Source organism: Kluyvera intermedia (genome assembly GCF_021440345.1).
GTDB lineage: Bacteria > Pseudomonadota > Gammaproteobacteria > Enterobacterales > Enterobacteriaceae > Kluyvera > Kluyvera intermedia_A.
The window spans coordinates 1-14932 of record NZ_JAKCNS010000030.1 but is presented as its reverse complement, the minus strand read 5'-3'; the positions used below and the strand labels follow the sequence as shown (position 1 = coordinate 14932).

Here is a 14932-nt window from a genome sequence, read left to right as displayed (position 1 = left end):
AGCGAATCACTGTGCCTGGTTTGAAAATTACCCTTTTGCAGCAACCGCTGGTGTGGATGGATGGCCCTGCCAACCTGCGCCATTTTGATCGTTTGATGGAAGAAATTGTCGGGCGCGATGTGATTGTCCTGCCGGAAATGTTTACCACCGGTTTTGCCATGGAAGCCGCCGAGCAGTCGATGGCGGAAGAGGACGTGATTGCCTGGATGCGCACGCAGGCGCTACGGACTAATGCCCTCATTGCCGGTAGCGCGGCGTTACAAACCGGACGCGGGGCGGTAAACCGCTTCCTGCTGGTCGAGCCGGAAGGCCACGTGCATGCCTATGATAAGCGCCATCTATTCCGTATGGCCGACGAACACCACCATTATCTCGCAGGCGATAAACGTATCGTGCTGACCTGGCGCGGCTGGCGTATTCTGCCGCTGGTTTGCTATGACCTGCGCTTCCCGGTGTGGTCTCGCAATCGCAACGACTACGATCTGGCGCTGTACGTTGCCAACTGGCCGGCTCCGCGCTCGCTGCACTGGCAGGCGCTGCTGACCGCTCGTGCCATTGAAAACCAGGCCTACGTTGTCGGATGCAATCGCGTTGGCACTGACGGCAATGGTCATCACTATCGTGGGGACAGCCGGATTATTTCTCCGCAGGGCGAGATCCTGGCAACCGCCGAAGCGCACCAGGCGACGCGTATTGACGGCGAGCTGTCGCTCACCGCGCTACGCGAGTATCGTGAGAAATTCCCCGCCTGGCAGGATGCCGACCCTTTCGCACTCGGTTAATTTGCGCATCTTCTGGCCTGATGTTCCGTCAGGCCATAAACCCCATCTTTATTACTCATTATATTTCAATGAGATTCGATATTTATTTTCAGGCTAATCATTTTTCTTATTAAATGAGTGTTGCCACCTTTTAATATTTACTTATTACGCCTGCTTTCTGTTCTACACTCATAAAGTGGATAAAATTCAATACCAATAAGCGGTTGCAGTTAATAAGATCCAACGATGACTTTTTTCTATTGGCTTGCTTTTAACATCAGGTCGGGATGGTTGTGTCTGCAATATCAACTGGAACAATGCTCATGGAAAATAATAATCTCATTGTTGTTGAAAAAAGGCTGGTTGCCCGATTTATGGATATGTTCATCAAGTTTGGACTTATTCTGGCATTAGCCTCTTTTTGTTTTACCGTTTTCTCTCCCTTTCTGAACATGATGCTGTGGGCGATAATTCTGGCGGTTACGCTCTATCCTCTCCATCAACGCTTCGCGGCTCGTTTTGGCGGCAAGCAGGGCTTAGCGTCTACTCTGTTGGTATTGCTGGGAATTCTGCTTATCGTCGCCCCGACGGTCATGATGGTGAGCTCGTTGGGTGACAGCATCAGCGGCCTGCTCAGCAAATTTGGTCATGACAATCTGGTCATCCCTCCTCCTCCCGATAATATCGCCACCCTCCCGCTCGTCGGGGAAAAACTGTATGCACTATGGCTCAAAATCTCGGTAGATCTCCCCGGATTTATCAGCGCTTATCGCACTCAGTTGGGTGATATTGCTAAACAAATACTCGGGTTTCTCGCCAGCATGGGCGGCGGGTTATTGGGTTTTGTTTTTTCATTCATCGTGGCCGGCATCATCATGGCCTGGGGCGCGGCTGGTGCCAACAGCGCCAGGCGTATTGCGATGCGCATTACCGATGAGCACAAAGGCGTTGCCCTGGCAAAACTGTGCACCAGTACGATTCGCGCCGTGGCGCTAGGCGTAATTGGTGTGGCGTTGATCCAGGCGCTGCTGGCAGGGGTGATCATGGTAGTGGCCGGCATCCCAGCGGTAGGCGTCTTCTTTATTCTGGCGCTGATTCTGGGGATCGCGCAGATCCCGGTGATTTTGGTTACCGCACCGGCGATCGCTCTTATGTGGGGCATGGACTTACACGGAATGGGGCTGAATATTCTCTTTACCGTGCTGTTGCTGATTGCCGGGATGGCCGATAACGTCCTTAAACCGTTAATGCTGGGTCGTGGCGTCGATGCCCCTATGCCGGTGGTTTTATTGGGCGCACTGGGCGGAATGGCGGCCAACGGTATTCTGGGCATGTTTATCGGCGCGACGCTGCTCTCCATCGGCTATCGCATCTTTATGGCCTGGGTGAATGATGGCCTGGCTAAAGCGCCGAGCGATAGCGATGTTCAATGACGGCAGTCTGTGGCGTCTCCTGATCGCGGGAGGCGCTAGCCTGGTACTGACTGCCTGTACAACGCTGGGTCCGAACTATATTCCGCCAAAAACGCCCGAACTTGCGCAATGGCAACCGGCTACGCAGAAGGCCGTATCTCACTCGGCCCAACCATCCTACGCGCAATGGTGGACTCAGCTTCACGACCCCACTCTAACCATGTTGGTTAATGAGGCGCTGCGGAAAAATCCGGATGTAAAAATAGCCGGGCTACGCCTGCTGGAATCTCGTGCCCAGCTTGGGATTGCGGAGAGTCTGCTTGGGCCGCAGGCGACTATTGGCAGCGGTGAGGTCGTACGTTCAGGCCAGGTGCATGACGGCCGTAGCAGCTCGGCCACCCGCTACAGCGCGGGTTTTAATCTTGGCTGGGAAATTGATTTCTGGGGTAAATTTCAGCGCGGCATCGAATCCGCAGATGCCAGCTATTTCGCCGTGCTGGCGCAGTATGACGACATCCAGGTATTGATGGCCGCTCAGGTCGCACTGCTGTACGTCAATATCCGCACGCTGGAAGCCCGGTTGGCAATCACCCGCAATAACGCCGCCATTCAGAAACGCAGTCTGCAAATTACCGAGCGCTTATTCCAGAGCGGCAATAGCGCCGAGCTTGATGTACAGCAGGCGAAAACCCAATACCTTTCAACACTCTCTACGCTGCCGCAGTTAGAAACCAGCCTGCGTCAAAGCCAGAACGCCTTAAGCGTTTTGCTAGCCAGAAAACCGGGGGCATTGCCGGAAATGTCTGGAGACACCGGGGTGATCCCACGCGGAGATTTATCGTTAGTGACTGAACTACCGGCAGACCTGCTTCGCCGTCGCCCTGATGTCAGAACCGCCGAACGACAGCTAGCCGCGCAGTCAGCGCTAATTGGCGTTGCACAAAGCGAGCTTTACCCGTCCATTTCGCTGATAGGCAGCGTCGGGATCGGTGCTCAGACCGGTAACAGTGGTAGTACGGTTTCGTGGGTCGCGGGGCCGACATTTAGCTGGAACCTGCTGGATCAGGGACGGCTTGGCAACCAGGTCCTGGTACAGGACGCACGTTTTCTCCAGTTGCATGAGCGCTATCGAGACACCGTATTCCAGGCCGCACGCGAAGTTGATGATTCCGCCATCGCTTACGCTAATGACAAAGAAGAAATTACCCTGCTTATCGACACCGGAAAAGCGGCGAGCCGCTCACTGGAGATAGCCAATACGCAATATCGCGAAGGCATGGCTGATTTTCAGCGTGTTCTGGATTCGCAGCGTGCGCTGTTTAACCAACAGGAACGGCTGGTTAACACTCAAGGTGCGATGATGCGCGACCTCATTACCCTGTACAAAGCGCTGGGCGGCGGCTGGGAGCCGGGTCGTCAGCGTCCGCTGGTTGACCGCGAAACCGATGCACATCTGCGTCAACGCGACGATTGGGTTCCGCTGCTGGATACCCCTCTCCCCTCTGCTACCGAAACCCAGAAAGGTCACGCGCCATGACGACATCCTCACCTTCGCCCGGACAAGCCAGCCGTCGTGGAACTGCGGTTATGGCAGTACTGATCCTGATTCTGCTCGTCGGGTATTTATTCGCCGACCGTTTTACCCCTTACACCTCACAGGCCAGGGTACAGGCGTTTATTGTGCCCATCGCCGCCGAGATCAGCGGGCAGATCCAGCAGGTTCACGTCCGGGATAATCAGCGCGTGGCTATTGGCGATCCGCTTTTCGATCTCGATCCAGAACCTTACGATCTAGCGCTGGCGCGGGCTCGCGCTGATTACCTGACGGTATTAAGTTCAGTCAAAGCCAACGGTGAAACCATCGCCGCCGCCAAAGCGGGTTATCAGGCCTCAGTGACCGCTTATGAAAATGCGGCGAAAGACGCCGAGCGCCAGGAGAGGCTGTATCGGGAAGATCCCGGCACTATCTCCGTTCGTCGTCTTGAAATTGCCCAGGCCGGTCGCGAGACAGCGCGTAGCCAAATGGCGGCGGCGGCCGCAGATGTTCGACGGGCGACCGAAGCAGCCGGAGAGATCGGCAATAACAACTCGCAGCTGCTCAGCGCCCGCGCCGCTATCAACAAAGCCGAACTGGACAGAAAGAATGCCCATGTTGTCGCCAGCAACCGTGGCCTGATTACCGATCTGCGGGCCGAAAGTGGAAAATTTGTTGCTGCGGGTTCACCCGTAATGACGCTGGTTGCGATAAACGATGTCTGGATCAGCGCCGATATGACGGAAAACAACCTCGGTCATGTGCAGCCCGGCGATGAAGTGGCCATTTTACTCGACAGCATGCCAGGGCATATCTTCAGAGGCGAGGTTCGCAGCGTCGGCTACGGTATCAATGCAATCCCGGCACAACCGGCAGGCACACTGCCCAGCATCGATAACAACCGCGATTGGCTGCGTCAGGCGCAGCGCTTTCCGGTCAAGATTGCTTTCAGCAAAGACAGTCCGCCGCCGCCGAATAGCCTGCGGGTCGGTGGCCAGGCCGATGTGCTGGTTTACGCCAGCGGCAGCAGCCTGCTGAATGTCTTCGGCAGCCTGTATATCCGCCTGATGAGCCTCTTCTCGTATCTTTATTGAGGTTCATTATGCATAACGCCGACCGTGCCGTGCTGAGGATAGGGTTTGGGATCGTGCTAGCCTCGCTGGTCTGCTACGGCATTGCGCTACCGATGCCGCATCTTGGCTGCATTATGGCGTGGATAGTGTTGTGTCAGGGTAAACCACTGCCTATCCAAAAAGGGGCGATCGTTGGCTTGATGCTGACGGTGATGATGACAGGTGGAGTACTGATGGTGCCGCTGCTGACGCATTATCCGTTAGCGGCTATGCTGCTCACCGCACTGCTGCTGTACCGGCTAATGCTGATAGGGCTTGCGGGGAAAGGCCCTCAGGCTACGCTTCTGATTGCCGCCCTCACGATTATCCCCGTCGCCGGTCTGATTGAGCAGTCGCTGGCTATCGGCATTGCACAAATGATGGGGCTCGGCATTATTCTCGGCACGCTGGTGAATCGGCTGATGCTGGCGCTTTTTCCCGCCTCCCCGGCATCTCTTAGTACAACACTACCGTCTCATACATCCCATACGCTGGCGCTGCGGGCCGTTGCAATTGTGCTGCCGGTTTGGCTGCTGGCGCTAAGCCATCCAGCGTTTTATATCCCTGCGGTGATGAAAACCGTCATGCTGGCGCAGCAGGCCAATACCCTGACGGCGAAAGCATCTGGGCGCGAACTGGTTTTCTCAACGTTGATCGGTGCTCTGCTGGCTGCGGGAATGTGGTTTGGCTTAAGCGTCTGGCCTTCACTGCTCATGCTGGTGCTCTGGCTGGGGCTACTGAGTCTATGGGTAGCCCGACGGATGATCCGACTCGCCACCAGCCGCTTTACGCCCTCATTCTGGAGCAACGCCTGGATAACTTGCCTGATCCTCTTCGGCCCCGCCATTCAGGATAGCGCGTCAGGTAAGGATGTATGGATGGCATCCGCCATGCGCTGCGCGTTATACATCGCTATTGCCCTTTACGCCTGGGCCTGCGTGGCGCTGCTTGAGCGCTGGCGCACGGGCAGTCAGCCAACTCTTTCCGGAGAATAAAACAATGCTACTGCCTTTACTCATGGGGATGCCGGTGATTCTGTGCAATATGTTGCTGCAATCGCTGGTTTCCGTCTGGTGTATTCGCTTTTATATCAAACGCTTTCATGACAAAGAAGGCGCCTTAGCCGGCGTCATGGCACTGTTTGGCATCATTACCATCGTTTTGCTCGGCAATCTGCTGCAAATTTTACTGTGGGGCGCGTTGTTTTTGTGGCTGGGTGAATTCACCACGCTGCTGGAAGCGGTCTATCACTCGGGGGTGAACTTTGCCACGCTTGGTTATGGCGATATTGTGATGAGCCCGCAATGGAAGCTACTTGGCCCGCTGGAGGCGGTAAACGGTGCGCTGATGATTGGTCTGTCCGGCGCCTGCATGCTGGCAGTATTGCAGCATCACATTCGGAAGCAGTTAAGACCGTAGATGAGATAAGCCGTAAAACGACGAAAGCCTGAATCATTTCTGATTCAGGCTTTCTGAATGTGGCGGAACGGACGGGACTCGAACCCGCGACCCCCTGCGTGACAGGCAGGTATTCTAACCGACTGAACTACCGCTCCACAACGTTCCCTTCGGAACGAGGCGAATATTACGGTTTCCCTGGAAAACCGTCAACGCTTTTTCTCTACTTTTGAATCGTTTGCTGCAAAAATCGCCCATGCGCTCATTTTCACGGCGAAAATAGACGATTTATCCCCGCCAGAGGCAGCTACCGCCCTTTTTCTGCACCAGGTCGAGGCGCGATTCATGGCTCACCAGTTCCTCATCGGTGGCGTAAACCACACGTAATTTACTCTCAGCCCGCGCAATACGCTGAATACCGGTATTCCCTGCCAGCTGCTGCCCCTCACCTTCCATCGCAAATTTAATCGACGTTTGCCCGCCGGTCATCGTCAGGTAGACGTCTGCCAGTATCTGGGCATCGAGCAGTGCGCCGTGAAGCGTACGCTTAGTGTTGTCTATTTCATAACGCGAGCATAACGCATCGAGGCTGTTACGCTTGCCGGGGAACATCCGCCGCGCCAGCGCCAGGCTATCGGTAACCTTACAGAAGGTATCGGTTTTTGGAATACCGCGGTTGAGCTTACTAAACTCATAGTCCATGAAGCCGATATCGAACGATGCGTTATGGATGACCAGCTCCGCCCCGCGGATGTAGTCCATAAACTCGTCGGCTACGTCGGCAAAGGTCGGTTTATCCAGCAAAAACTCATCGGCAATACCGTGAACGCCGAAGGCTTCAGGGTCCACCAGCCGGTCAGGCTTGAGATACACATGGAAGTTATTACCGGTCAAACGACGGTTTATCACCTCGACGGCACCGATTTCGATGATCTTGTGGCCTTCATAGTGGGCACCGATCTGGTTCATACCGGTGGTTTCGGTATCCAGAACGATCTGTCGTGTAATTGCAGTGCTCATATCAGTCATTTATGTCAGACTTGCCGTTTTACTTTCAATTGCAGATACAGGAAGTCTACCAGAGATGCTTAAACAGGTAGAAATTTTCACCGATGGCTCTTGCCTCGGCAATCCCGGCCCGGGTGGTTATGGTGCTATTTTACGCTATCAGCAGCGGGAAAAAACCTTCAGCGAAGGCTATCGTCTGACCACCAACAACCGGATGGAAATGATGGCGGCAATCGTCGCGCTCGAAGCACTTAAAGAACCGTGTACCGTGGTGCTGAGTACCGACAGCCAGTACGTTCGCCAGGGGATCACCCAATGGATCCACAACTGGAAAAAGCGCGGTTGGAAAACGGCGGATAAAAAACCGGTCAAAAACGTCGATCTGTGGAAGCGACTGGATGCCGCCCTCGGCAAACATGAGATTCGCTGGGAGTGGGTCAAAGGCCACGCCGGCCATCCGGAAAACGAACGCTGCGACGAACTGGCGCGGACCGCTGCCAATTCACCGACCCATGATGATACCGGATACCAACCGGACGCTTAAGCGTCCGGCTTGCGGTACTGCCGCGTCGCCCCAACGGCCTGCTGAATACGGCTTTTGGCTTTATTCTGCCGCATCGGATTCAGCGTAAGAGGAATGGTTCGCTTACGCGCGACAATCAGCTGTAAGCAGCCCAACGCGGGCAAATGCGTGCCCAGCAGCGCCCCGCCCTGTTTCGCCCACGGCAACACCTGAAAGCGACTTTGGTGCAGCACTTCGAAATTCAACAGCGCCAGCCAGTCAAGCTGGCGCGTCAGAGTAAACATCCGGCTGTTGTACGGCACCGATTTACGCAGCACCGGCACCATCTTGCGTAATCCCATCAAGCTCACCGGGTTGAAGCTGCTGATAATCAGCCAGCCGTCATCGATTAAGACACGATCCGCCTCACGCAATAGGCGGTGAGGATCGCTACACCAGGGAAGGGTATGGGAGAGTAGACAGGCATCAACCGACTTTTCGGCAAACGGCAGATGCAGCGGGTCGGCCATCACCTGAATGGGGCTGCCCTCCAGAGAAATGTTCACCTGATGGGATATAGCGCAAGCTTCAGTGTTGATCTCTGCGCTCAGGTTCCCCACCTTGAGCAGGTGGAAGCCGTACAGTTTCCCCAGCCACGGTTTAAGTTGACGATCGATGGCCTCACGATAATATTCACCCCAGGGCATTTGCGCCCACGAGACAGGCGCTGAGACTGTTTGAGGTATCCTTGCCGGTTTCATCACAACCTTCCCTACGCGTAAGAGGTAACGAATGAATCTTAACAGTATTCCTGCATTTCAGGACAACTACATCTGGGTTCTTAATGATGAAACGGGTCGTTGTCTGATCGTCGATCCCGGCGAAGCCGCACCAGTCCTCAAAGCGATCGCAGATAATCGCTGGCAGCCCGAAGCCATTTTGTTGACTCACCACCATAACGATCATGTCGGTGGCGTCGCAGATCTGTGTGAGCAATTTCCGAATCTTGTGGTTTATGGCCCAGAAGAGACAATTAACAAAGGGGCAACAAAAATAGTTGCCGACGGCGATAAAATTCACATTCTCGGTCAGGAATTTTACGTATTCGCGACCCCTGGGCACACTTTAGGACATATCTGTTTCTATAGCGCGCCGTATCTTTTCTGCGGCGACACCCTATTTTCCGGGGGCTGCGGACGGTTATTCGAAGGCACTGCGGGCCAGATGTACAGCTCGTTACAGAGAATTAACACTCTCCCGGAAGAGACACTTATTTGTTGCGCACATGAATATACTCTCTCCAATATGAAGTTTGCGCTGAGCGTTTTACCGCATGATTTGTTCATTAACGAATACTATCGTGAAGTTAAGGAGTTACGAGCAAAAAAACAAATAACACTCCCCACAACTCTGAAAAATGAGCGCCGGATTAATCTCTTTTTAAGAACGGATGACATTGATTTAATTAATGAAATAGAGAAAGAAACAAAGATGCTACAATCTGAGCAGCGTTTTGCTTGGTTACGGTCAAAGAAAGATAACTTCTGATACTTCCGGGTTGCGTTTTCGAAAGTTCGCCGTTATGATCGCTCGTCTTTTAAGCAACTATTGACACACACATGAAGGCAAAAGCGATATTACTCGCCTCTGTCCTGCTCGTGGGGTGCCAGGCATCACAGCATGGCAACGTCCAACAGCACGCACAGAGCCTTTCTGCGGCTAGTCAAGGGGAAGCAAGTAAGTTCGCAAGTCAGGCGAGTTGGATGGACAATGGGACATTCGACACGCAGAATCAGGACTTGTGGGCTTATATTGGCGACGAGCTAAAGATGGGAATCCCGGATAATGACCGGGTTCGCGAACAAAAACAGAAGTATTTGAAAAATAAGAGCTATCTCCACGATGTAACTTTACGGGCAGAGCCGTATATGTACTGGATAGCCGGGCAAGTTAAGAAACGTAACATGCCGATGGAACTGGTATTACTACCCATAGTGGAGAGCGCTTTTGACCCGCATGCAACGTCTGGCGCCAATGCCGCAGGCATTTGGCAGATCATTCCGAGCACCGGGCGAAATTACGGTCTGAAACAGACCCGCAGTTATGATGCACGCCGTGACCTTGTTGCTTCCACAACGGCGGCACTGGATATGATGCAGCGCCTGAACAAAATGTTCGATGGCGACTGGTTGTTGACGGTAGCAGCGTATAACAGCGGCGAAGGCCGTGTAATGAAAGCGATGAAAGTGAACAAAGCCCGTGGCAAGCCCACCGACTTCTGGTCACTGCCGTTGCCTCAGGAAACCAAGCTGTACGTGCCTAAAATGCTGGCATTGAGTGATATTCTCAAAAACAGCAAACGCTATGGCGTTCGTCTGCCAAGTGCGGATGAAAGCCGAGCTCTGGCGCGCGTTCGCCTCGACAGCCCGGTGGAGATCTCTCAGTTGGCAGATATGGCAGGAATGCCGGTCAACAAGCTGAAGACCTTCAATGCTGGCGTCAAAGGCTCAACGCTCGGTGCCACAGGCCCGAAGTACGTGATGGTGCCAAAGAAGCATGCAGATCAGCTGCGTGAGTCCCTGGCCTCCGGAGAGATTGCCGACCTCCAGCCAACGCTGGTTGCCGACAACACGCCGTTGACCAGCCGCAGCTATACGGTCCGCTCGGGTGATACGCTGTCCGGTATCGCATCACGTTTAGGCGTGAAGGCGAAAGACCTGCAGCAGTGGAATAGCCTGCGCGGTAACAATCTGAAAGTGGGTCAGAGCTTAACGGTAGGTGCGGGCAGCAGCGCTGCACGTCTTGCCGATAACAGCAGCATTACGTACCGGGTACGTAAGGGCGACTCACTGTCGAGCATTGCTAAGCGTCACGGCGTTAACATCAAAGATGTGATGCGCTGGAATGGCGGTACCGGCAACCTGCAGCCGGGCGATCAGCTCACGCTGTTTGTGAAAAATAGCGATCGTCCTGATTCCTGACAGGCAACCCATAAAAAAAGGCACCGATTCCCCCGGTGCCTTTTTTTATTGCGCTCATTTCGGTTTATTTCCCCGGACTAAACTCCACAATCAACGGATTATGATCCGACGCGCGAGTCACCAGCACCGATGCCTGGCTGACATTAAGTCCACGATAGAAAACAAAATCTAGCGGTCGGCCAAATGCGCGACGGCGCTGATCGTCGTCAAAAGAAACCGGCCGCAGTGACATCTCACGCGCGAAACGGTAAAGCGCATTCATTCGTGGTCGGCTCCAGGCGTTGAAATCGCCGGCCATAATGACCGGGCCGTTATGCAGTGCCATCTGCTCACCGATCGGAATAAGCTGTTTGCTGTAAACGTCGACACCCAGGCTAAAATTAACCGCATGGATGTTCACCACCATCAGCAGCCGTGCGTCTGGAAGTGGGTAAACGGTCACTAACGCGGATTTCGCGAGTCTGAGAATAGGTTCACGTTCACGCAGTGGGCAGCAGTATACGGGCTGCGCGGCGGACAAGGTCATAACGCCGGATGGATGGTGTGGTAAGGCAAAGGCCGGCACCTGATCGGCGGCCAGATAGTTAGTGGTCGCAAACTTAACTAATTCGGGTGTTGTCTGCGCTTCCTGAAGCAGCACCAGGTGAGCATCTTTACCAAACTTATTCAGCACTGAAAGCCATTCAGCACGCTTCTGCTTAAAGATATTCCACACCAGGATTCGAATATTCTCTTCCGTGCTTAACGGCCTACCCATCGATAGCGCCTGGCTAATGCTGGTATATTCGCCTGGTGGCGGCAGAATCCGCTCCGCAGGTTGTCCGGCAATATAGCGCATAGCATAGGTATTTTTTCGCACTTTCTTTTATAACCTCAATAACGAAAGAACCCTCCTGCTTCCAGGAAGGTCCTTCAGTTATAGGGGCTTTTGCCCACGGTTTCAACGCTATTTGCGATAAAGCCGGCCGAACTTTTATAAGTCAGTGCTTACCTTTCCCGCCTTAGCTCATCGCGACGTGAGCGGTCTTATCCAGACGTCCACTCAGACCAGTCAGCAACAGAGCACCAACGACAATCAGCGCACCAATCCACGGGGTTTGTGCCAACCCATAGTGTTCAACCGTTTGGCCACCGATGACCGAACCTAGCGCGATACCGACGTTAAAAGCAGCGATATTCAGCCCCGAAGCAACGTCTACGGCCGCTGGCGTATATTGTTCGGCCTTCTGCACAACGTAAACCTGCAAACCTGGCACATTACCAAAGGCGAAGATACCCATCACCAGAATCGTAGCCAGTGCGGCATACTGAATCGACGCGGTGAACTGGAATACCAGCAACAAGGCGGCAAGTGCGGCGAAGATAAACTTCAGTGCAGGCACTGCGCCGTGTTTGTCAGCCAGTTTCCCTCCCCAGATATTACCGATGGCCACCGCGACACCATATCCCAACAGGATCCAGCTGACCGCATTTGGCGTAAAACCAGCTAAATTTTGCATCATGGGTGCCAGGAAGGTGAAAGCAGTAAATACACCACCGTAGCCAAGGGCCGTGATAGCGTAGATCATCAGCAGGCGCGGGTGAGTCAGCACTTTTAGCTGGTCCGATAAACTCGCTGGCGCACGGCCAGGGATATTACGTGGTATCAGTATCGCGCTGGCAATCAGTGCAATCGCACCCAGCATAGAGACCGCAAGGAAGGTTTCACGCCAGCCGAAGTGCTGACCGATAAACGTTCCCAGCGGTACGCCAGTAACCAATGCCACGGTCAGGCCGCCAAACATGATGGCAATTGCCGAAGCGGCTTTTTCTTTCGGTACCAGACTGGTCGCAATCGTCGATCCGATAGAGAAGAAAACCCCGTGAGCCAGACCTGTCAGTAAACGAGCAATCACTAAGGTGATATAACCCGGCGCCTGCCAGGCCAGCAAATTGCCGATGGTAAACAGCACCATCAGCGCCAGCAGCAGTTGTTTACGCGGTAGCTTACCCGTCAGCGCGGTTAAGACCGGCGCACCGATAGCCACGCCAAGCGCGTAGATAGAGACTAACAGCCCCGCAGAGGGCAGAGAGATAGATAACTGTTCAGCAATTGTCGGTACCAGACCAACAATAACAAACTCGGTTGTGCCAATGGCAAAGGCACTGATCGTTAAGGCAAGTAGCGCCAGCGGCATAATTTACTCCACATCATCAGTATTAAGATGACACGTAGTATGCCCGGGTGTTTAAATAACAAAAATATTCAAAATCTCAATATAATTTTGCTTCAGGTGCAATAATGAGAGCTACTTCAGAAGAAATCGCCATTTTTGTCGCGGTCGTTGAAAGCGGCAGTTTTAGCCGGGCAGCGGAACAGCTTGAACTCGCCAACTCGGCGGTGAGCCGGGCGGTAAAGAAGCTGGAGTCAAAGCTGGGCGTCAGCTTGCTTAACCGTACAACCCGTCAGCTGAGCCTCACCGAAGAAGGCGAGCGCTATTTCCGTCGCATGCAGGTGGTGTTGCAAGAGATGGCCGCCGCGGAAAATGAGCTCCTGGACACCCGTAATACTCCGCGTGGCCTGCTGCGGGTGGATGCGGCAACGCCGGTTATGCTGCATTTTCTGATGCCGCTGGTTAAGCCATTTCGCGAACGTTACCCTGAAATGACGCTTTCTTTGGTATCGTCAGAGACGTTTATCAATCTGATCGAGCGTAAAGTTGATGTCGCAATACGTGCAGGGACACTAACGGATTCAAGCCTGCGGGCACGTCCGCTATTTACCAGCTATCGCAAGATCATTGCCTCACCGGACTATATCGCCCGCTACGGAATGCCGGAAAATGCGACCGATCTTAAAGATCATCAGTGTCTGGGATTTACCGAGCCGTCGTCACTGAATACCTGGCCCGTATACTGCTGCGATGGGCAGTTCATGGAAATCAGCAGTAGTATCTCCTCAAACAGTGGTGAAACGCTGAAACAGCTTTGTCTAAGCGGCAACGGAATCGCCTGTCTGTCGGATTACATGGTAGATAAAGAGATTGCCAGAGGGGAGTTTGTCGAGCTGTTGGCGGATAAACGGATGCCCGTAGAAATGCCGTTTAGCGCGGTCTATTACAGCGATCGGGCGGTGAGTACTCGAATTAGGGCATTTATCGATTTTCTTAGCGAATACGTGAAGGAAAATCACTAGCGGAGAATGCATGAAGGAGGCACCATGCCTCCTTCAGTCTGGTTTGTACAATCAGAATCAGAGATCGATTAATCCCACTCTGGTGCCAGGCTTTCCGGGCTCACCAGGCGGTCGTTGCAATCCAGCGCGGCGATGGCTTTTTTATCTTCCGCATCCAGATGCAGATCCAGCGCCAGCAGATTGCTTGCCAGGTTTTCGCGCTTGGTGGATGACGGGATCACGGCATAACCTTCCCCTATCGCCCAGGACAGAATCACCTGTGCTGCCGTCGCATTATGCTTCGCGGCAATACGGCCAATCACTTCATCTTTCAATGCCTTGCCATAAGCTAAAGTCATATACGATGTGATGTGAATACCGTGCTCTGTTGCCCAATCAACAACCTTACGATTCTGCAGGTAAGGCGACAGCTCAATTTGGTTAGTTGCAATATTCTCTGCGCCAACCGCGGCGATAGCGCGCTCCATCAGCGGGATCGTAAAGTTCGAAATCCCAATCTGGCGGGTCAGCCCCTGTTTTTTCGCTTCCAGCAACGCGGACATAAACTCTTCTACTGCAACAGCATCATTAGGTGATGGCCAGTGAACCAGCGTCAGGTCAACATAGTCGGTACGCAACTTCTGCAGACTTTCTTTTAGGCTTGGGATCAGCTTGTCTTTGCTCAGGTTTTCAATCCAGATTTTCGTCGTGATAAACAGTTCATCACGTGCGATGCCGCTTTCAGCAACAGCTTGACCAACAGCCGCTTCATTATCATAAATTTGTGCGGTATCGATGGTGCGATAGCCCAGTTCCAGCGCCGTTTTGACAGAAGCGATAACAACATCATCTTTCAGGCGAAAAGTACCAAGGCCAAATGCAGGGATTGTCATGATTTTCCTCTTTATTTATCAGTATAGGTTAACTAAAAACCATTATGACGAAGGCGAGGATTGGGAAAAAGATCGTTAAATGCAGAGGATTTTTGCTAAATCAGCAACAATTAAATAACACATACAAAAAAGCCCTGAGCAAATGCTCAGGGCTCTTAATAAGTGGCGGAACGGACG

Annotated in this window: 15 protein-coding genes and 1 tRNA gene; 10 read left to right on the top strand and 6 right to left on the bottom strand. The window is 53.3% G+C overall.

Annotated elements, in window-relative coordinates:
• Nucleotides 1-11: 11 nt before the first annotated feature.
• The 6 genes from LZ634_RS09835 to LZ634_RS09810 all read left to right on the top strand — a co-directional run bounded on the left by LZ634_RS09835 (nucleotide 12) and on the right by LZ634_RS09810 (nucleotide 6238).
• Nucleotides 12-782, top strand: a complete 771-nt coding sequence (locus LZ634_RS09835; protein WP_234504516.1) for an amidohydrolase — start codon at nucleotides 12-14, stop codon at nucleotides 780-782.
• 302 nt (nucleotides 783-1084) lie between these two features.
• Nucleotides 1085-2194, top strand: a complete 1110-nt coding sequence (locus tag LZ634_RS09830; protein ID WP_234504514.1) for an AI-2E family transporter — start codon at nucleotides 1085-1087, stop codon at nucleotides 2192-2194.
• On the top strand, nucleotides 2151-3710 hold the full coding sequence (locus tag LZ634_RS09825) for an efflux transporter outer membrane subunit (protein ID WP_234504512.1): 1560 nt from the start codon (nucleotides 2151-2153) through the stop codon (nucleotides 3708-3710). Before LZ634_RS09830 ends, LZ634_RS09825 begins: the two co-directional genes overlap by 44 nt.
• Before the next feature lie 50 nt (nucleotides 3711-3760).
• Entirely contained in the window at nucleotides 3761-4801 is a 1041-nt protein-coding gene (locus LZ634_RS09820) for an HlyD family secretion protein (RefSeq protein WP_234504509.1), read from the top strand.
• 8 nt (nucleotides 4802-4809) lie between these two features.
• On the top strand, nucleotides 4810-5814 hold the full coding sequence (locus tag LZ634_RS09815) for a DUF2955 domain-containing protein (protein WP_234504506.1): 1005 nt from the start codon (nucleotides 4810-4812) through the stop codon (nucleotides 5812-5814).
• A 4-nt stretch (nucleotides 5815-5818) separates the two neighbouring features.
• A complete protein-coding gene (locus LZ634_RS09810; RefSeq protein WP_234504503.1) occupies nucleotides 5819-6238 on the top strand; it encodes an ion channel in 420 nt (139 codons plus the stop codon).
• 60 nt (nucleotides 6239-6298) lie between these two features.
• On the opposite strand, the gene LZ634_RS09805 is transcribed toward LZ634_RS09810, so the two are convergent.
• Nucleotides 6299-6375 (bottom strand) — tRNA-Asp (locus tag LZ634_RS09805).
• 130 nt (nucleotides 6376-6505) lie between these two features.
• Nucleotides 6506-7237, bottom strand: a complete 732-nt coding sequence (dnaQ, locus tag LZ634_RS09800) for a DNA polymerase III subunit epsilon (RefSeq protein WP_234504500.1) — start codon at nucleotides 7235-7237, stop codon at nucleotides 6506-6508.
• Between dnaQ and rnhA the strand changes: the two genes are divergently transcribed.
• The gene (gene rnhA, locus LZ634_RS09795) at nucleotides 7191-7769 is read left to right on the top strand and encodes a ribonuclease HI (RefSeq protein WP_234504495.1); all 579 of its coding nucleotides are present in this window, start codon (nucleotides 7191-7193) and stop codon (nucleotides 7767-7769) included. The genes dnaQ and rnhA overlap by 47 nt on opposite strands.
• Here the strand turns inward: rnhA and LZ634_RS09790 are convergent.
• Nucleotides 7766-8488 carry a class I SAM-dependent methyltransferase gene (locus LZ634_RS09790; protein WP_234504492.1) on the bottom strand — a complete coding sequence of 241 codons (723 nt, stop codon included), beginning with the start codon at nucleotides 8486-8488 and terminating at the stop codon, nucleotides 7766-7768. The two genes, rnhA and LZ634_RS09790, sit on opposite strands and share 4 nt — an antisense overlap.
• Before the next feature lie 31 nt (nucleotides 8489-8519).
• Between LZ634_RS09790 and gloB the strand changes: the two genes are divergently transcribed.
• Together gloB and mltD are read left to right on the top strand one after the other, a co-directional pair.
• Nucleotides 8520-9275, top strand: a complete 756-nt coding sequence (gloB, locus tag LZ634_RS09785; RefSeq protein ID WP_234504490.1) for a hydroxyacylglutathione hydrolase — start codon at nucleotides 8520-8522, stop codon at nucleotides 9273-9275.
• 71 nt (nucleotides 9276-9346) lie between these two features.
• Nucleotides 9347-10708, top strand: a complete 1362-nt coding sequence (gene mltD, locus LZ634_RS09780) for a murein transglycosylase D (protein WP_234504489.1) — start codon at nucleotides 9347-9349, stop codon at nucleotides 10706-10708.
• 64 nt (nucleotides 10709-10772) lie between these two features.
• On the opposite strand, the gene LZ634_RS09775 is transcribed toward mltD, so the two are convergent.
• On the bottom strand, nucleotides 10773-11567 hold the full coding sequence (locus tag LZ634_RS09775) for an endonuclease/exonuclease/phosphatase family protein (protein ID WP_234504486.1): 795 nt from the start codon (nucleotides 11565-11567) through the stop codon (nucleotides 10773-10775).
• A 142-nt stretch (nucleotides 11568-11709) separates the two neighbouring features.
• The gene (locus LZ634_RS09770; RefSeq protein WP_234504484.1) at nucleotides 11710-12885 is read right to left on the bottom strand and encodes an MFS transporter; all 1176 of its coding nucleotides are present in this window, start codon (nucleotides 12883-12885) and stop codon (nucleotides 11710-11712) included.
• A 104-nt stretch (nucleotides 12886-12989) separates the two neighbouring features.
• Between LZ634_RS09770 and yafC the strand changes: the two genes are divergently transcribed.
• On the top strand, nucleotides 12990-13883 hold the full coding sequence (yafC, locus tag LZ634_RS09765; protein ID WP_234504481.1) for a DNA-binding transcriptional regulator YafC: 894 nt from the start codon (nucleotides 12990-12992) through the stop codon (nucleotides 13881-13883).
• 68 nt (nucleotides 13884-13951) lie between these two features.
• On the opposite strand, the gene dkgB is transcribed toward yafC, so the two are convergent.
• Nucleotides 13952-14755: a 2,5-didehydrogluconate reductase DkgB gene (gene dkgB / locus LZ634_RS09760; RefSeq protein WP_234504477.1), complete on the bottom strand. Its 804-nt coding sequence runs from the start codon at nucleotides 14753-14755 to the stop codon at nucleotides 13952-13954.
• Nucleotides 14756-14932: the final 177 nt, after the last annotated feature.